Annotated in this window: 18 protein-coding genes; 11 read left to right on the top strand and 7 right to left on the bottom strand. The window is 46.4% G+C overall.

Features of this window, described 5'->3' with window-relative positions:
* Nucleotides 1–116: 116 nt before the first annotated feature.
* Entirely contained in the window at nt 117–509 is a 393-nt protein-coding gene (locus tag LYZ37_RS15645; RefSeq protein ID WP_038187972.1) for a RidA family protein, read from the bottom strand.
* Between the two features lie 57 nt (nt 510–566).
* Nucleotides 567–2,006: an N-acyl-D-amino-acid deacylase family protein gene (locus tag LYZ37_RS15640; RefSeq protein WP_272787838.1), complete on the bottom strand. Its 1,440-nt coding sequence runs from the start codon at nt 2,004–2,006 to the stop codon at nt 567–569.
* A 179-nt stretch (nt 2,007–2,185) separates the two neighbouring features.
* Here LYZ37_RS15640 and LYZ37_RS15635 point away from each other — a divergent pair, with 179 nt between their 5' ends.
* Together LYZ37_RS15635 and LYZ37_RS15630 are read left to right on the top strand one after the other, a co-directional pair.
* Nucleotides 2,186–3,457, top strand: coding sequence for an amino acid deaminase (locus LYZ37_RS15635; protein WP_272787837.1), 1,272 nt, complete (start codon nt 2,186–2,188; stop codon nt 3,455–3,457).
* 93 nt (nt 3,458–3,550) lie between these two features.
* Nucleotides 3,551–4,414 carry a MurR/RpiR family transcriptional regulator gene (locus LYZ37_RS15630; protein WP_272787836.1) on the top strand — a complete coding sequence of 288 codons (864 nt, stop codon included), beginning with the start codon at nt 3,551–3,553 and terminating at the stop codon, nt 4,412–4,414.
* A gap of 66 nt (nt 4,415–4,480) precedes the next feature.
* Here the strand turns inward: LYZ37_RS15630 and LYZ37_RS15625 are convergent, their stop codons facing one another.
* The 3 genes from LYZ37_RS15625 to LYZ37_RS15615 are packed head-to-tail and all read right to left on the bottom strand — an operon-like array spanning nt 4,481 to nt 6,548.
* Complete coding sequence (locus LYZ37_RS15625; protein WP_272787835.1) at nt 4,481–5,311, bottom strand: hypothetical protein; 831 nt, start codon at nt 5,309–5,311, stop codon at nt 4,481–4,483.
* Nucleotides 5,311–6,180 (bottom strand): ABC transporter ATP-binding protein, encoded by an 870-nt coding sequence (locus LYZ37_RS15620; RefSeq protein ID WP_004746443.1) that lies wholly within the window; start codon nt 6,178–6,180, stop codon nt 5,311–5,313. Before LYZ37_RS15620 ends, LYZ37_RS15625 begins: the two co-directional genes overlap by 1 nt.
* The gene (locus tag LYZ37_RS15615; protein WP_004746441.1) at nt 6,177–6,548 is read right to left on the bottom strand and encodes a GntR family transcriptional regulator; all 372 of its coding nucleotides are present in this window, start codon (nt 6,546–6,548) and stop codon (nt 6,177–6,179) included. Before LYZ37_RS15615 ends, LYZ37_RS15620 begins: the two co-directional genes overlap by 4 nt.
* Before the next feature lie 202 nt (nt 6,549–6,750).
* Here LYZ37_RS15615 and LYZ37_RS15610 point away from each other — a divergent pair, with 202 nt between their 5' ends.
* The 7 genes from LYZ37_RS15610 to LYZ37_RS15580 all read left to right on the top strand — a co-directional run bounded on the left by LYZ37_RS15610 (nt 6,751) and on the right by LYZ37_RS15580 (nt 14,439).
* On the top strand, nt 6,751–8,742 hold the full coding sequence (locus LYZ37_RS15610) for a peptidase U32 family protein (RefSeq protein WP_272787834.1): 1,992 nt from the start codon (nt 6,751–6,753) through the stop codon (nt 8,740–8,742).
* 107 nt (nt 8,743–8,849) lie between these two features.
* Nucleotides 8,850–9,095, top strand: coding sequence for a DUF3297 family protein (locus LYZ37_RS15605; RefSeq protein WP_004746437.1), 246 nt, complete (start codon nt 8,850–8,852; stop codon nt 9,093–9,095).
* Between the two features lie 153 nt (nt 9,096–9,248).
* The gene (locus tag LYZ37_RS15600; protein ID WP_069668809.1) at nt 9,249–9,686 is read left to right on the top strand and encodes a GNAT family N-acetyltransferase; all 438 of its coding nucleotides are present in this window, start codon (nt 9,249–9,251) and stop codon (nt 9,684–9,686) included.
* A gap of 20 nt (nt 9,687–9,706) precedes the next feature.
* On the top strand, nt 9,707–10,426 hold the full coding sequence (locus LYZ37_RS15595; protein WP_272787833.1) for an ABC transporter ATP-binding protein: 720 nt from the start codon (nt 9,707–9,709) through the stop codon (nt 10,424–10,426).
* Between the two features lie 4 nt (nt 10,427–10,430).
* A complete protein-coding gene (locus tag LYZ37_RS15590) occupies nt 10,431–12,959 on the top strand; it encodes an ABC transporter permease (protein ID WP_272787832.1) in 2,529 nt (842 codons plus the stop codon).
* The gene (locus LYZ37_RS15585) at nt 12,959–14,068 is read left to right on the top strand and encodes a lipocalin-like domain-containing protein (protein ID WP_272787831.1); all 1,110 of its coding nucleotides are present in this window, start codon (nt 12,959–12,961) and stop codon (nt 14,066–14,068) included. The genes LYZ37_RS15590 and LYZ37_RS15585 overlap by 1 nt, the downstream gene beginning before the upstream one ends.
* 104 nt (nt 14,069–14,172) lie before the next feature.
* Entirely contained in the window at nt 14,173–14,439 is a 267-nt protein-coding gene (locus LYZ37_RS15580) for a DUF2999 family protein (protein WP_272787830.1), read from the top strand.
* 89 nt (nt 14,440–14,528) lie between these two features.
* Here LYZ37_RS15580 and LYZ37_RS15575 read toward each other — a convergent pair whose 3' ends face one another.
* The gene (locus LYZ37_RS15575) at nt 14,529–15,116 is read right to left on the bottom strand and encodes a GNAT family N-acetyltransferase (protein WP_272787829.1); all 588 of its coding nucleotides are present in this window, start codon (nt 15,114–15,116) and stop codon (nt 14,529–14,531) included.
* A gap of 95 nt (nt 15,117–15,211) precedes the next feature.
* A complete protein-coding gene (locus LYZ37_RS15570) occupies nt 15,212–16,063 on the bottom strand; it encodes a helix-turn-helix transcriptional regulator (RefSeq protein ID WP_272787828.1) in 852 nt (283 codons plus the stop codon).
* A gap of 145 nt (nt 16,064–16,208) precedes the next feature.
* Between LYZ37_RS15570 and LYZ37_RS15565 the strand changes: the two genes are divergently transcribed.
* Both LYZ37_RS15565 and LYZ37_RS15560 read left to right on the top strand, forming a co-directional pair.
* Nucleotides 16,209–17,108 (top strand): AraC family transcriptional regulator, encoded by a 900-nt coding sequence (locus tag LYZ37_RS15565; RefSeq protein WP_272787827.1) that lies wholly within the window; start codon nt 16,209–16,211, stop codon nt 17,106–17,108.
* Between the two features lie 249 nt (nt 17,109–17,357).
* Nucleotides 17,358–18,455 (top strand): YdcF family protein, encoded by a 1,098-nt coding sequence (locus LYZ37_RS15560; RefSeq protein ID WP_272787826.1) that lies wholly within the window; start codon nt 17,358–17,360, stop codon nt 18,453–18,455.
* Nucleotides 18,456–18,525: the final 70 nt, after the last annotated feature.

Genomic DNA, 18,525 nt, shown 5'->3' with positions numbered 1-18,525 from the left:
AATTAATATTTATTTTGCTGCACAACAAAGAATTATATTTGTAGGGATGAGAGCACCGAAACAATATTAACAGGGAACGAAATTATTCCGGCACTCTTAATTGTTATTTGTGAAGTCTATCGACGATCTTCGCGGTAACAAGTCACATCGACTTCTACCTTCACGTCAACGACCAAATCACACACCATGCAGATACGTGCTGGCGGGTGCTCACCAAAGAACTCTTTGAACACCTTATTGAATGATTGGAAATAACGAGAGTCCGTTAAAACAACCTTTACATGAACCACATCTTCTAGTGTGTAGCCTGCTTCAGTCATGATATCGACACAGTTTTGAATCGCTAGGCGAGACTGGTCAACAATACCACCTTCTACCACTTCACCGTCGGTCATTGGTGTTTGACCAGAAACATATAGGAAACCGCCTGCTTCAGTCGCTCGTGCAAATGGAAGGTGTTGACCACCAGTGCCTGTACCACCTTCTACACCGTAACGCTTAATAGACATAATATTCTCCAGTATAAGTACTTTATTAAATTGATAATAAATAATTAATTTTAATTTTTAGGCGTCATTTCTATAAATAAATACGCCGCTTCTATTTTTGGTTACATCGCCAGATAAATAAGACAATTCACCATTAACAAATACAGATTCAACACCTTTAGCCATTGAAATAGGATTTTCAAAGGTTGCAGTATCTTTTATTGTATTTGGGTTAAATAAAACTAAATCTGCGTAAGCCCCGACTTTTATTTCGCCGCGATCTTTTAAGTTATATCGCTTGGCTGACATGCCCGTCATTTTGTGAATGGCTTCTGCTAATGAAAACAGTTTCTCTTCACGACAATAGTGGCCAAGCACTTTCGGGAAAGTACCCCACAAACGTGGATGTGGGTGCGGGTCATTAGGTAAACCATCCGAGCCCACCATGGTCAGTTTGTATTTCAAAACGCGTTTAACGTCGTTTTCATCCATGCAGTGGTAAACCGCGCCAGCGGGTTGAATCGCTTTTGCCGCCTCCATTAATGGCAGCTGCATCTCTGCGGCAATGTCTTTGAGCATTTTGCCTGCATGTTCAGGAGCAGCTTCTGACCAAGTAATAAAGATATCGATCTCGTCGGTCACTTGTTTTAGGTCGAGTGTTGATGAACTTGCGGAGTACGGGTAACAGTCACAAGACACATCTTGGTGTTTCGCCGCTTCATCCATTACATTAAGCACTTCTTTTGTTCGTCCCCAATTGCCAGCACCAGCACACTTAAGATGTGAGATAACAACCGGCACTTTAGCGAACTGACCGGTTTCAAAGGCTTCTTCCATTGCAGAGATGATCTCTTCAAATTCCGTACGCATATGAGTGGTGTAAATGCCGCCGTGTTGACCGAGCACCTGAGCTAAGCGCATGACCTCATCTGCTGTCGCTTGTTTCGCACTCGCATAGGCAAGACCAGAGCTCAAACCAAGCGCACCTTCTGCCATCGCTTGGTCAAGCGTGCTGCGCATCTGCGCGATTTCTTCATCCGTTGCGGTGCGTTGCAAGTCATCCATCACGTTGTTACGCAAAGTGGTATGACCGACTAATGCCGCCACATTGACTGCAGGATTCGCTTGCTGCACAGCTTGTGCGTAGCTAGCGAAGGTTGGGTATTTAAAATCTTCTTGCTTACCGAGCAGGTTCATTGGATCAGGTGGGTCACTGGCTAATATAGTCGGGCTGGCACTAATGCCACAGTTACCGACAATCACAGTAGTCACACCTTGACTGATTTTTGGAAGACACTCGGGATAACGAATCACATTGGTATCATCGTGAGTATGAACATCAATAAAACCCGGCGCGAGTGCCAAGCCTTGCCCATCAATCACCTTGTTAGCCATCGCTTCAGATAACTCACCAATTTGCTCTACACGATTGTGACGAATTGCGACATCAGCGGTATATGCTGGAGCGCCGGTACCGTCAAAGACTTCTACACTTTTGATTATGGTATCGAACAACATGGTTCACTCTCTTCGTCTCTCGTTTGCATGTGTCCATCATAATAATTCCCGTTTTTAAATCAGTGACAAAACACACATAAAAATCCATTTTGTTTGATAGTTTCTAACATATAAATTAACCTAGACAGCAACAAATATTAGTAATCAATAACTTAAACCATGTTAGAAGTGAGCTTGCGATGAAAGAATTCGAGCAAAAGTGTGATAAAAACTATCATAACAATACTATCAACATCCCTGGGTGTGGCGAAAAGTCTCAGCCATATCAGAGTGATAGCCAGCAAACCTACAGCTTGATCAACGAAGAAATCAGTCTACCCGCTGCGGTTATTCAACAATCTAGAATCAGCAATAACCTTGATTGGATGCAGCGCTTTGCCGCAACCCACAACGTCAAGTTATGCCCGCATGGCAAAACCAGCATGACACCCGCGTTGTTTCGTCAGCAACTTGACCAAGGCGCATGGGGAATGACCGTCGCCACTGCCGCGCAAGCTGAAGTTGCGGCGTTATCAGGGGCAAGTAACATCATTATCGCCAATCAGGTGGTCGGCAAAGCCAATATGGCTATCTTGGCTAATCTGATCGAGCAACATAATGTTGATGTATATGTTTGCGTTGATTCACAGCGTAACGTTGAAGCGCTTGGGCAGTTCTTTTCTAGCCGTGACGTCAAACTCAATGTCTTGATTGAGTTCGGTGTTGAAGGTGGACGCTGTGGCTGTCGAACTGAGCAGCAAGTTGCCGACCTTGTTCAGTACATCGCCGAGCAATCTCACCTGTCACTGACTGGTATTGAAGCTTACGAAGGGGTCATTCACGGTGACAATGCAGAGCAAGCCATTCGTGATTTTCTCAATCAGATCATAACGCTTGGCCGTAAACTGGCTCGCGATCAGCTCATCTCAGGTAAGCCTATTGTGACTGGTGCAGGTTCCGCTTGGTACGACGTGGTTTCTGAGTGTTTTGCCAACCTCGACGATCTTGATGCCATCATTCGTCCGGGTTGCTACGCCATCCATGACACGGGAATCTATCTAGAGGCTCAAAACAAGGTCATGGCGAGAGCAGAGAAAAACCAAGGGGCAGCGTGCGATTTGGGCGGTGACCTACAGTCCTCTCTTGAAGTGTGGGCACACGTCATCTCAAAACCAGAGCCGGGTAAACTCGTAGTTGGCCTAGGAAAAAGAGACGTCGCCTTTGATGCCGGTTTACCCATTCCAGAGCGTGCATACCGCGACGGTGAAGCCATCTCCGTCTCTAATGCCATCACCACTGCCGTCATGGATCAACATGCGTTTATGGAGATAGACCCAGATTGCCCACTCAATGTTGGCGACGTTATCGCTTTCTCAACCTCACATCCGTGCCTAACCTTCGATAAATGGCGTGCTATTGCCGTGTGTGATGACGAATACAATGTGACTCATTGGGTAGAAACACGTTTCTAAACCGCTGCACTTTTACGCTTGAATGAATCAGGTATACTGCAAAGCATTGATATGGAGACCAAACCAGAGGTCTCCCTAGAATAGGAAAACATCTTGAGTTTAGACGTCGATATTATTTCGCAAATCACTGAGCGTTTTAGCGCTCTGCGCGACGCTGAGAAGAAAGTCGCCAAACTGATCATGGACGACATTCAGACTGCGGCGAATGCGAGTATCACCGAGCTTGCAGAAAACGCTGAAGTGAGCGAAGCCACCATTACTCGCTTTGCTAAAGCCGTTGGCTGTAAAAACGTTCGTGATATGAAAATTAAGCTGGCGCAAACCCTGACAGTTGGTCAACGTTTTATTCTTGAGCCGCCAGATCAAAGTGGTTATCAGGGCATCTACGAATCAATCAAGCAGTCGCTAGATATCAACCGCAATTTGATCAACGAAGCCGATATAGATACCGCTGTGGGTTGGCTACACAATGCAAGACAAGTCATCTCTATCGGTATGGGTGGAGGCTCAACGATTGCCTCGCAAGAAATGCAGCATCGCCTATTCCGTTTAGGCTACCCTGTGGTTGCTTACAACGACGGTTTGCTTGCACGTATGATTGCGTCTACCGCAGACAGTAATGATGTATTGGTTATGCTATCCGCAACGGGATACACCCCGACCATCGTCGAAACTGCAGAGCTAGCAAAGCAATACGGGGTGAAGATCATCGCCATCACACCGAGCTCAACGCCGCTCTCTGACATTGCCGATCTCACACTGCCGATTGAGCACCAAGAAACAGATTTTATCTACAAACCTTCTGCGTCTCGTTACGCAATGTTAGCCTTGGTTGATGTCCTTTCGATGGCGCTTGCCGTCAACCATAAGCGACGCTCAAGAGACAAACTACGACGGCTTAAGTTGGCGTTAGACTCATATCGAGGTGGCTTAGACCGTCAGCCGCTCGGAGACTAATAGCAATCCACCGCAAACAAAAAGGCGCTAACCAACCGTTAGCGCCTTTGCTATTTTCAAAGCGTTCTAGTCAACTGAGCGACTTAATCTTAAGCTTGCTAGCAAACCCAACACGCCGAATGCAAAGTAGATGACCAAGTTAACGGTACCAACATTTGCAAAGGCAACAAGTGGATTGCCCTCTATAAGCAGATCAAATGGCAAGGTCGTTACAGCCTGTAAAAAATGGCTCACTGCGTACGTCCCTAGCAGGTTTGTGGAAAGCAGTTTAATCACGTAAAAACCAATCACCATGACTAACAGAGGCGAATTAACCTTCTGAGAAATGGCCATGGCCAAAGTTGCAAGTGGCAGTAGCGCCAAGCCCACTAACCACATGCGAGCAATAAACTCAAACCAATGGGTAAAGACATATAAGATTGACTCACCGGTGAAGAACAGTGGGAACTTCTCCGACATGACAAGATTAATCAGCCACATTAGGAAGTCAGCAGACACCACTAGCATCGAGCAAATGATAGGTGTCACCAGCAAACCAAAACCAAGCTTCACTAAATGCGTCGTCAGGTCAGAGACAGGCATGCTACGCCAAAACATCACACTGCCCTCTTGGCGCTCTTTACGTAATGTCTTCGGGAAATAAAGGCTGGTCAATAGAATCGACAAAAAGCCAGTAAAGCCAAAAGCCAAGCCACTTAACTGCTTACCTAATTCATAACCAGATTCGAACCCATTAACATCATACGTTAGCTCGTAAGTAACATTGCTTTGGATGGTCGAATTCATCAAGATCGAAAGTAGTAGCAGCACACCACACACGAGCAACACCAAAGGAATACGTGTGATCACTTTATGTTCTAGCCACTCTTTCTCTAGCATATAGAAATAAGGATTCATTACGCTGCCTCCTTCTGTAGAGCTAAGAACAGATCTGCCAGTTTTACATTGTAAATTTTGTCTACGCTATCGAGTTGTTGCGCTTGTTCACTGCGAATCAGCCAACGCGTACTGCCAAGAGCGCGCTCACTAGAAAGCGGCTTCAATGCTTCCATTTGTGCGCGTTGTTCATCGGTGGTTTCTACGATCACGTAATCTTCGGCAATGTTTTCCATTGACGATTGCAACACTGCTTGACCATGCTTAAGGATCAACACATCAGTTAGCAGGTGTTCAATCTCAGACACCTCATGGCTAGCAATAATCAGGGCACGCTCTCCATCATGAAACCATTCAAGGAGATGGCGATAAAAGGTGTCTCTGTAGACAAGGTCCAAGCCAAGGGTCGGCTCATCGAGAATCAATACTTTGGTGTCAGTCGAAATCACAATCGCAAGATGTAGTTGTACCTTCATGCCTTTTGAGAGCGATTTGATTTTGCTATTAAGCTTGATGTCGGTTTTCTCAAGTACAGCACGCGCTTTGTTCACATCGAAACTTGGGTGCACACCAGCGGTGTAACGAAGAATTTGTCTTACCGTCATCCAGTCAGGCAGCACGTTCACGTCTGAAATATAAGACAGGTGCTCCATCACTTTGGCGCGCTGTGAGATAGGCTCAAGCCCCAGTACTTGAATATCACCCTGATAGTCGTGAGCACCGAGCAGGCTTTTAATCAAGGTCGATTTACCTGCACCATTGTGACCAAGCAAACCGAGGACTTGTCCCGCTTTGAGTTCAAAACTAATGTTTTTAATCGCTTCGCCTTGCTCTTTGGCTCGACCTGAGTAGTGCTTGGTTACCTGCCGAGCTTCAATTAATACGCTCATTGTTTGCCCTCAACATGCAGTGTTAACTGCTCAATAAATTCTTGAAGTGGAATGTCTAGCTGCTGCAGTTTCACCGCGATTGACGGGATCTGCTGCTGAATAAAATCCTGTTTTTGCGACGCTTTTAACTGACTCAGTGCGCCTTGTGCCACGAACATTCCCTGACCGCGTTTTTTTTCTACGAGACCTTCATCCACCAGTAGCTGATAACCTTTCATCACAGTGATGTGGTTGATTTTCAAATCTCCTGCTACGGCTCGAACCGAAGGTAATGCCTCTCCTTCGTTCCAAATGCCTTGCAGGATTTGCTCTGTAATTCGATCCGCTAGTTGACGAAAGATAGGCTGCGTTTCGTTCCAATCTGTCATGAAGCTTGCCTTATCAATTGCGCTTTAGTGTTATACATGAGCATAACACTAAAGCAATTCGCAGTGATTGCAACCATTAACTGAATTCTCGCCTTAGATAACAAATTAATTGATGCAGATTAACAAAGCCTTAATCAGCGCTAGATCACACTTTTTATCCCCGTAAAATACCGCTCCTATTTTATTGAGTAAGAGATAAGTAGTGACACGCGATCAATTTGAGTTATTAGCACCGGGCGGAGATTTAGATTCGATTAAGGCAGCCATTGCCGCTGGGGCGGATGCTATCTATTGTGGTTTAGACCGTTTCAATGCGCGTAACCGAGCCACCAACCTCACCTTAGATAACTTGAATGGCGTATTGCAGCTTGCGCATCAGCACACCTGTAAGATCTTCCTGACTCTTAACGTGTTGATTCTAGAAAGCGAAATTCCAGCTATCGTGCGCTTGCTTAGTCAATTGAACACCACGGCGATTGATGGCGTGATCGTGCAAGACCTTGGTTTGGCCTACATTCTCAAAAACTATTTTCCTGATTTAGATATACATGCATCAACTCAGCTCAATACCCATAACGAGGGGCAGATTTTGTTTCTCAATCGATTGACGGCAAGTCGCGTCAATCTATCGCGCGAGCTGAACATCAGTGAGATTAAGCATTTAGCTCAGTTTGGTCGTGAGCATGATGTAATGATGGAAGTGTTTGTCCACGGATCATACTGCATCGGCTTCTCGGGTATTTGCTACATCAGCTCTGCGCGTAATGGCGCTTCAGGCAACCGTGGTCGATGCAGTCAACCTTGTCGTGAAGAGTACCAAACCACCAAAACCGGTAATAGCTACCCACTCAATATGAAAGACAACTCGGCCTTTGGCGATTTGGCAGCGCTTGCGGATGCCGGCGTGTATTCGTTGAAAGTGGAAGGCCGCATCAAGAAATCTCACTACGTTTACACCGTGGTCGACAACTGGCGTAAACAGATTGACCGCTTGTGCGATGGCGTAGAACTGTCGAACGACACCACGGAACTGTACACCGTCTTCAACCGTGATTTCTCCAATGCATTTTTGCAAGGTGACTTCGGTAAAGCAATGTACATCGACAACCCCCGAGACCATGCGGTGAAACACTTTTCGAAAATCTATAAATGCGAATCCGCCGACGATGTAAAAGTAGTGAAGAAAAAGCTCTACGACGACAAAACAGCAATCATCGAGAAAGTAGCTGAAAAGACCCAAGACTTTGACGTCACTACAACACAAACTTCTGCTAGCAGCCTAAAAGGGGCGATTGATGTACCTACTTTGCCCCTGCTACCTCAGCCAGAAATACGTCAAGGAGCGCCAAAGTTATCGGTTTTGATCTCATCACCACAAGAAGCTGCACTGTGCGAATACACTGATGTTGACGTCTATTTTCAGCTGCCGATGGGGCTGGCATCTGAACTGAATGCAATGATCGAGCTGTTCCAAGCAAACCCGCAGTTAAAACCTTGGTTTCCTGCGATTTTGATTGGTGACGATTACCAAGCTGCACGCACACTGTTAGAGGCAGTAAAACCCATGCTCTCGATCACTAACAACTCCGGAGTAGGCATTTTGGCTCAAGAACTTGGGCTGGATTGGATCGCAGGCCCGCAGATAAATACGGTCAACTCTTACTCATTCAAATGTTTACAACAAGAGTTTGCCGCAAGCGGCGCATTTATCTCCAACGAGTTGAACATGAAGCAGATGCGCCATATTAAGCGTCCGCAAAACATGCGCAGCTATTACAGCATCTACCATCCAAATACACTGCTGACTAGCCGCCAATGCTTGTTCCAACAGACCGAAGGCTGCCGCAAGATTAAAGTCAATAAAGGTTGTTTGAAGCGTTGTGACAAACGTACATCTATCATTAATCTCAAAGACAACCCGTACGTAGTGCAAAAACAAAAGGGTAGCCACAACTCAATCTACAGTGAACACAACGTATTGAATCTGCAAGTATTGCAAGACTTACCGCAACTGTTCACTGATGTGTTGATCGATCTGCGTGATATTCAAACCGAAACACAAGTAACAGCCAGTAAACCAGAATTGATTGATGCTTTCTTAGTGCTCCTAGTACAACACAATAACGACAACGTGAGTAACATCAATCGCATGATTCAGCCAACGGCCAATGCCCAGTATTTGAAGGGGTTGTAGGTTCAAACTTAGATCGTTTGTGATAACTGTCATTAGATGTCTTGAACCTATAGCAATCTGTGACTTACAATGGCGCACTTTTTTTACGGACTTCAAGGTCGAAAAACATGACAGATACAGCTAAACCAGCTCTACCAGATCGCCTATCAGGTAACCCACGTAGCCCTTTCTTTGTAAAAGAGTGCTTCGATCACCAAATCGGTATTCGTTTTAAAGGTCAAGAGCGCACAGACGTTGAAGAGTACTGCGTTAGCGAAGGTTGGGTAAAAATCGCATCACCAAAAGCGAAAGACCGCTTTGGTAACCCAATGCTTATCCAACTAAAAGGCGAAGTTGAAGCGTACTACGTTTAATCGCATAAGACTGTAAACTAAACCACCGCTTGAGGTGGTTTTTTGTTTTTAATCTGAGGCTTAATCCCATAGCTTTGCAGTACGATTTGTCTCGACCTTGAATAAGTGTCATGCTTCATTGCATATGAAGCCTTCACATCTCACGGACGAAAGATGAACATTTCCCTAAGACCTGCACTCGAATCAGACATAGATTTTTTAGTCGACCTACGCAACGCCACAATGCGTGACTACCTTGAACAAGTCGGCATGCCAATTAGCCTCGACGACTATTTGAATCGCATTCAGTACAAGTTCGAATGTGCTCAAATCATTACCTTAGATCAAGTGCCTATTGGTTTGTTTAAAGCGGAATACCAAGCCGATCAAAACCTCTGGTATCTCATCCAAATTCAGATTCATCCGGGTTACCAAAACGCGAGTATTGGCAGCAGATTAGTAAAAAACCTGATCGAAAAAGCTCAAGCTAGCCAATCACGAGTTGGTTTAAGTGTGATAAAAACCAATCCTGCTTATCAGTTATACCAACGTCTTGGATTTAAAAAGATCTCGGAAACGGAATACGAGTACAACTTAGAACTCAAAGCCTAAAAAGTAGCAAGGAGCCGCGCATGGATTTGCCGTTAGTGTCACTAAAACACGCCAACAAAAGTTTCGTCGATGGCAAAGAAACCCATCGCGTATTGGAAGGCGTCGACTTCACTTTAGCGGCAGGTGCGAGTGTGGCGTTGACAGGTGCAAGTGGTAGCGGAAAAAGTACCCTACTCAATGTTATTGCTGGCTTTGAGCCGCTTTCCGGTGGTGAATTGTGGTTAGATGGCGATAACACAGCAGCTTGGAAAGATCCGCAATGGAGCCAGTTCCGCCATCAAAAGCTCGGTGTTATCTTTCAACAATTCAACCTGTTAACACCACTCAACGTAAAACAAAACATCGCCTTTCCTCTGCATCTAAACCAACAAAAATGGAACGATTGGTGCGATTTTCTCATCGAGACATTGGGCATCAGTCAGCTTCTTGATAGGCACGTTTCTGCCCTTTCTGGCGGCCAGCAGCAAAGAGTCGCCATCGCACGCGCATTGACTCATAAGCCTAAGCTTCTGCTTGCCGATGAACCGACAGGGAATCTCGACCAAAAAGCGGGATTGGAGGTGATGAAGCTATTGAATGAAATCACCGCACAAGGCAACACTGCAGTGCTATTAGTGACCCACAGCCCCGATTGCGCAGAGTTTATGCAGACTCGTTTGCGGCTAGAAAACGGTCAATTACGCAATGGTGATTTGCAGCAACCCCTCCCTACTTTGCAAGAGCAATGCGACCGAGGGTAACACCATGACTCAGGTTAGATTCTCGCCTATCAGACTCACACAGACTCGACTCACATTGAATCTGTTTGCGGCGCATTATCGCCAAGCTCCCCTGCAAGCAGCTGCAATTCTGATTGGTATCGTGCTGGCGGTAACCTTGTTTGTTGCCGTGCAAGCGATCAACCTCAATGCTAAGCGCAGCTATGCGGAATCTACCGAGCAACTGAGTGCTCAAGCGCAAAACCTGATTATTCCAGCAGCGGGGCAAAACTATTTGCCTGAATCGCTTTACTTCAGCCTCAGACAAAACGGACTCAGTGCAGCCTTACCAGTAATTGAAGGGCGAGTTCGAGACCAGAAAGGTCGTCGCTGGTCAGTACAAGGTAGCGAATTGATTGCTGCTATCTCGTCACGCTCTCGCTATTCAACCCACAACGAACAATCATCAGACAGCGAGCAAAACGTTTCTCTATTCGACAGTGCTTTACCGCTCCCTGAGCTTTTAGCTGGTGAACCCATAGTGATGATGAGCTTGTCGCAGCACCAGAACTTAGGCGAAGTAGAAACGCTGACTCTGGATGAAGTCCCGACCCGTGTCGTCGTATTACCCGATGAGTGGCAATTAGGCAGCCGAATGTTGATGGATATTGGCTTTGCCCAGCAGTTGCTCAACAAACAAGGACAGCTCAGTTACATTGCCGTTTTCGACGCTGGCTTCAATGCAGGTAATAACGCACAAGCAAAATGGCAACACCTCATCGGCGAGCAAGGACAATGGATCGCCAACAATCAAAGCAATGACCTTGGCTCACTCACTGATAGCTTCCACCTCAACCTTACCGCGATGAGCCTATTGGCATTTCTAGTTGGTCTATTTATCGCTTATAACGGCGTGAAGTACAGCTTACTCAAACGCAATCGGCTGTTAGTCCAAATCCAGCAAGCGGGGGTTGGGCAAAACATGGTGTTCACGGCACTGCTGATTGAACTGACCATTCTGGTTACCCTCGGTGCTTCACTCGGTTTTGTATTGGGCATGCAGCTTAGTCATTGGCTGCACCCAACCGTTGCGCTCACACTTGAACAGCTTTACGGAGCAACACTGCTTCCCGGCACTTGGCAGTGGCAATGGTGGGCACAAGCGCTGCTGCTAACCCTAGCGGCAACACTATTAGCTTGTTGGCAGCACTTTAAACAGCGAGTGAACCAGCCGCTCTCTTCTCATGGCGGTTTTTATCAAGCCCCAGAAACGTCTAACGAAAACCAACTGTTCATGACTGGTATTGTGTTGACTGCTGCGGCGCTCGCTGGATTATGGCTGAGTGAGCATCACCGTTTTACTATGGCTTGGCTCGGCGTACTTGTCGTGTCGATTCCTCTGTATCTGCCCAAAACACTCAGCGTGCTCGCCAACGAATGTGAAACGCGTACCCGTTCCGGTTTGATCCAATACCTGTTCGCTGAACTGCGCGAGCTCATTTCTCCGCTTTCTCTCGCCATGATGGCACTGCTACTTGCGGTAACAGCCAATATAGGAATGAACACCTTGGTTGGCAGCTTTGAATCGACGCTAAAGCAGTGGCTCGAACAGAGGCTTCATGCCGATATTTACGTTAGCCCCGCACAGGGAGAGATAGCCAATGTAGAACGCGCATTAGAGCAATTTGACGGGGTTGAGACGGTCTACAAGCAATACTATGTTGAAGATAACCTACAAGGCTTACCCACTTTGCTCGGTACCAAAGACAAGGATACCTTAGAGCAAACCATGGTGTTCAAGTCGCACCTTGATAACTTCTGGCAGCGCTTTTACCAAGGTGAGTTGGTCGCCATCAGTGAACCAACTGCGGTCAAACTCGGCTTATCGCTCGATAGCGAACTTGAGCTCGATGCAATTCCAAACCAAACTCTGCGTGTCGGGGCGATATTCCATGATTACGGTTCCCCCAATGGTGAAGTATTATTGGCTCCAAAGTTGTGGCGTGAAAGCGGCTTTACCAACTTGCCCACCAGCCTTGGCGTCAAAGTCTCTGGCAACCCCGATCTCGTCTATGACCAACTGCGAAAGCAATTGAATCTGCACCCAAGTCAGCTTTATGATCAGGCGCAAATCAAATCCATCGCGCTCAATATTTTCTCGCAAACCTTCGCCATTACGCGCGCCCTCAATGGCGTGACTCTAATGGTCGCGGTGATTGGTTTATTTAGCGCTTGTTTTATGTTGCTCGACGCGCGCAAAGCCGCCATTGCGAGGTTGTACGCGCTTGGCGTTAGTCGCCGTAAGCTAATGACTATGGTCATCGGGCAAATCGTCGCTTTGATTAGCTTTACTTTGATTATCGCTCTACCCCTCGGCGCTATGGTCGGTTATGTGCTAACGGACATCGTTACCCTACGCGCCTTTGGTTGGAGCTTAAGTTACCTGTGGAGTTGGAGTGATGCCCTAAGCATTGCAGCAATCACTATCTTAGTCGCGGTAGTTGCGACCCTGATTCCGCTGTGGCGATTGGTCAGCAAACCTGTCGTATCTAGTTTGCAAAGCGAGGTGTTGTAATGAATCGTTTAGCACGCAACCTCACTTGGCTATTGGGCAGCCTGTTGCTGCTTGGCTGTGAAAAGCCTCAGCAGCAAAATATGGCAATGCTATTAGGCAGTGGAGAGGCTCAAAGCGAGAGCAATCCATTCACTCCTGTGGTTAAGGACGTTGAACTCAACTTCCCTGCTGATCATCAAGCGCACCCTAGTTTTCGTCATGAATGGTGGTATTTAACGGCGAACTTAATCGATGAAAATGGCAATCCGCTCGGTGTTCAGTGGACACAGTTTCGTTTTGCTGCCGCGCCAGAAGATGGGAAAAACAAAGAGCAAAAAACCGTATGGCAAAGCCAACAAATTTATATGGCGCATAGCGCAGTAACCACGCCAGACAAGCATTATGCCGATGAGAAATGGTCACGCGATCAAGCTTCGCTAGCAGGCGTCGATGCATCGCCATTTCGGGTTTATCTAGACGATTGGCAGTGGCGCTCTTCAACCGACGACCTCTTCCCCGCCACACTCAATGCCAATTCAGAGCAGTTTGGCTACTCTTTGACACTCACTAATAGTGCACCTTATCAAAAACAGGGCGAGCAAGGTTACAGTACCAAAAGCGCCGATGGTCAGGTGGCTTCGTATTACTATAGCCAACCGTTTATTGATGTTTCTGGCCAAGTCATTATTGATGGCAACACTCATCAGGTAACGGGTAAAGGTTGGATCGACAGAGAATGGAGCTCGCAGTTCTTGCTCGACTCACAACAAGGTTGGGACTGGTTTGCCTTAAGGCTCAGTGACGAAACCAGCTTGGTGGTATTCCAGTTGCGAGATTCCAAGACCGGAAAAGCCAGTTACTCTAGCGCCAGACTGATGCGACAAGACGGTTCTGGTATCGCCCTTTCACCCAATGAGATTCAATTAAACGCGACCAAACAAACTGAAATCCAAGGGCGTAATTACCCAACCGAGTGGCAAGTGGCTATTCCGAGCCAGCAAATCGAGCTTGTGGTTTCAGCGCTCAACCCAAAAGCGAAAATGCCCCTTTCAGTCCCCTATTGGGAAGGCCCGGTTCGCATCGAGGGCACTCACTCTGGCTCAGGGTATATGGAGCTAACGGGTTATTAAGCCGCAATCTAGTTTCAGCTAATTAGATTTGCGCTAGTTCAATCCACGCTATCCTAGTGATAAACTGCTGCGCAAAGTCATCAATAGATTAAAAAGGAAATATGATGAACCCGATTATTGCACTGCTGAAAGAGAACAACATCAGCGATGAACAGATCAACGAAATCTTCCAAACTCTGACGCAAAACCCTCTTGCAGCGATGGCAACGATCAGCCAACTAGGCCTGCCACAAGACAAGCTACAAATGCTGATGGCGCAAGTAATGCAAAACCCTGCGCTAATCAAAGAAGCCGTCGATGAGTTGGGATTGGATTTCTCAAAAGTTGAAGAAGCAAAAGAGAAGCTTCAAAGCCAAAATCAAGGCAGCTAAGACTTAGCACTTAATTTAGAAAAGGCCGCTAACCCGACCATGGGCATAGCGGCCTTTTTGTTTGCTGCTTAAACGCGTCGATTGATCACTTAACGACTGAAAGAGGCGAATTGCTCTGCGGTCATACCGTAGTAAAGTTTGTCTTCCAAGCCTTGCTCTACCTTGTAATAGTCTTTCTGACGTCCTTCTTGGCTAAAGCCGCATTTCTCTAACGTTTTGTATGAACCCACATTCGATGAGTAGCAATCTGCACTGACTTTATGCGCCTTGAGCTCGGTAAACCCAATCTCCGTCATCATTTGGCACGCGCGAGTCGCAATACCTTTGCCCCATGCGCAAGTCGGTAGCTGATAACCGACTTCATAATTACCCGTTAGGAACATTACCGACGTCACGGCACACATCCCCATGTATTTACCTTGCTGATCACGAATGACAAACGTCGGACTCTCTGGCCAAACGTCATCTTTGAACGCTTGAGCTGTGTTCTCAATGATTGGGCCAAAGAAACCTTCATATAAGCTATCGTCTGCCGGGGCGAAGAACAGATACTTGTTGACCTTATCGTCATTGAGCATTTCGATAATATCTTGCAGATCAGACGCTTGAATCAGTTGAATATTCAACGACTCATTAAATGGAATGGTTTGGCCTTGTTTTAGTTTTTGATATGACATGTGTTACCTCGTTATCTGGCAACTATCTTAGTGGAACCAACCAGACAATAATTGGACTTTTGCGACAACTTGCTTGTCTTGGTCGCCGCAAGTTCCTATTCGAAGTCACCGTAGATATCTATCGTCAGGTCGCGTTTTTGCAAGTACTTGTTCGGCGTTTTTCTAAGCTGCTGCTTGAGTGTGCGTATTAAGTGCGACTGATCACTAAAGCCAAATTGCTGAGAAAAACTCACCCAATCGATCGCATCTTGTTGTTTGTAGAGTGCCAAAATCATCTGCTCAAGACGGGCCATTTGCTGATACTGCTTAACGCTCAGACCAACCACCTGCTTGAAACTACGCTCTAACGTTCTTCGAGAACACGCGCACTGCTTGGCAATCTGTTCCATATCTATCGCGAGATCCGGTGAACTTAGAGCTTGCGCGTCCATCACTGAGATTGCCTTCTGCGATACTAAAAACGGCTTGGCTCGACAGGGTTCAATCCTTAAAAAGTCTAAGTGACGTTTTATCGAATCTAACAACGCTTCTCGTGAATCTTGTTGCCATAGTGCTTGTTGAAAATCCTCATCAATTAAAGGGCTCAGCCAATCAAACCACTGACACTGGTTAAGCGCATTAACACGGGCATCATCGTGAAAAGCAGATTGGAGGGCATAGAGCCCTTCAGGTCTAAAGGTAATACCGATGCGTTTGATCGGAGCCTCATCCTCTAATAGAAGGAGGCTTTCATTCGCAGTCAGTAGGTGGCTTCCTTTGACACGAAGTAAGGTTTCACCGTTGTCATAGCTGTAGGTTTGATGCTTAGGAGTGAACAGCAGATGAGCGCGCGGGTTGGGAATAAGATGAGGTTTTGGATCAATTACTTCACCATGTTCAACCTCCAAGTACCAGACTTGGTGAATAAGCCACTCGTAACCTGCTAAATGCTGCTTCCAAGCGATCATGGTTGTCCTTGCTTACGGAGAAATGAGCAATAAGTGTGACTCAATTCGTCACTGTGCGCTACGCATTTATCAAAACTCCATTTTTAAATTGAGCCCACTTACTGTACGCTTATACAGTCATTTTTAAGCAAGGGTGAGCTCAGTAATGCGCGTTGATTATCAAAAGAGGCTGATTCCAGTGATTCGATATCTGGAAAAGAACTTCAACCAACCCCTCAATTTGCCAGAAGTCGCAGCCCTAGCGAACCTGTCTCCTTATCACTTCCATCGCACCTTTAAAGCCGTGCAAGGAGAAACCCTCGCTGATTTTGTCAGACGTTTGCGATTGCAGTCAGCAGCCGACGATTTGTTTAAATCAAAACAACCAGTACTAAACATCGCATTGGAGTATGGTTTTGCCTCTTCACAGAGCCTAGCTAAAGCGTTTCAGCAACATTATGGGGTAACGCCGAGCGCTTTTCGTGATTGCGAAAACTACCAGCAATTTTCTGAATTATCGCGAAACAGCAAGATTGGACACACGCTGCGCAAGAATGGAAACGCAGATAAACCTAGCGATTCATATACTGGCTCTGAACTAACAACGTGGAGCAACAAAATGGAAACGCAAAACTTTACAGCAACAAAACTGGCTTATGTCCGAGTAACAGGCCCTTACGGCGAAGGTTATCAAGAAGCCAGTGGTCGACTCTACCAATGGGCTGGAATGAAAGGGTTAGCAGAGAATACTTGTATCTTCATCTATCACGACAACCCTGAGATCACCCCAAGCGATAAATGTCGTACCGATATCTGTTTGATGGTGCCTGAAGAGACAGACGTAATAAATGGCATAGAACTGCAAGACTTTCCCGGAGGGGAGTACGCAGTGATGCGCCAAAACATCACACAGCACAGCCAATACGCGCTCGCTTGGGATGATTTGATGAGTAAAGTTATCGAAACAGGGCTAGAAAACGATGACAGACCTTGTTTCGAGCTCTACCACAGCTACGACCCACAAACCCAGCATGCTGACGTCAGTTTTTGTACTGCGATTAAGTAACCATAAAGCCTGCGAATAAGCAGGCTTTTCCGCTTTTCTCATCCCTCACAACTTATGCATTAATGACATAAATATCATTTATATCAATGAGTTAAAATTACAGTTCGTGATCTTAGTTCGTAAACCACAACCATATGTCGAGTGTTTCATTTAAAGTGAGAACCAATTCACAGACTATCTGAGAGGTAATTTTACACTGCAAAAAATTCGTCGACGTAGATCGACACATAACAACACTAGGATCTCCTAATGAAGAAGAACATCATTGCCCTCGCCCTAGGTAGCGTTATCGCTTTAACTGCTGCGCCATACTCTCTTGCTGCTAATGACTCTACAGTACAAGCCACAACAGATTACGCCCAGCTCGTAACGAAAAGACAAGTGGTTGATCAGCTTCTGAGCGATGCCGTGACAGCCTTTAAATCCCCCGCTCGAATCTCGCATGCTGGGTTCACTGCGAAAATGCCAAGTAATATGGAGATTGTTACCGATCGCTTACTAGAGGCATACGAACTGGAACCATACCGTACTGATCTTCTTATCTCAGCGGCTAATGCTCAGATTTATAACAAGAATGTTGATCGTGCGATTGAGCTATTTGAGCAAGCACTGACGGTGGCACCGGATGATGTGGATCTACATGCCTACCTAGCGGTATGGCAACGCTTTAAAGGCAACCAAGCTGAGTCAAACAAACACATGGATGCTTTATCTAAACTCAATGCAGGCAAAGCGGCTGACATGAAGCGAATTTTCTCGACAGTGGATCGCGTACTAGAGACACCACTAAAAGAGAAAGCAGCGCAAGGTAAGTTAGAAGACAAGGGAGCGATTGTTACTCTGGGTTACGCACTAAATCCAGATGGCTCAATGCACCAGATCTTAGTTGAGCGTCTAGAAACCACTTTAGCAATGGCAAAAGCGAACCCTGATGCGCTTATCGTGCTCACAGGTGGCGTACCAAAGAACCACAAGACCGAAGGCAAGTTGATGGCTGACTGGCTGATCGAGAAAGGCGTCAGCAAAGACAGAATCATTGAAGAAAACTACGCCACCAGCACCGTTGGCAACGCGTTATTTAGCAGCTACGCCCTTGCCCGCCACAACATCAAACATGCGACCATCATTAGCTCTGCAAGCCATGTTCGTCGTGGTCAGACACTGTTTGAAATTGCAAGTTGGCAAACAGGCCCACAAGGCATCACGTTCGATACAGTCAGCTACCCAGATAAGCCGCTAAAAGAGCTCACCAAAGCGAGCGACAGTGAGCTACTAGGAATCTACCGCGATGCCCTTCGAACCTACGGTATGTGGAGCTATCGCTCATACCCGTTAGAGTCTCGCTAAGACAAACAACAAGAAGGTCGCGTGATGCGACCTTTTTAGTTTTTGGATCAGGGTTCGGTGAAAAAGACAC

This window comes from Vibrio tubiashii, from assembly GCF_028551255.1.
GTDB classification, from domain to species: domain Bacteria; phylum Pseudomonadota; class Gammaproteobacteria; order Enterobacterales; family Vibrionaceae; genus Vibrio; species Vibrio tubiashii_B.
This window is presented reverse-complemented; position numbering and strand designations above follow the sequence as displayed.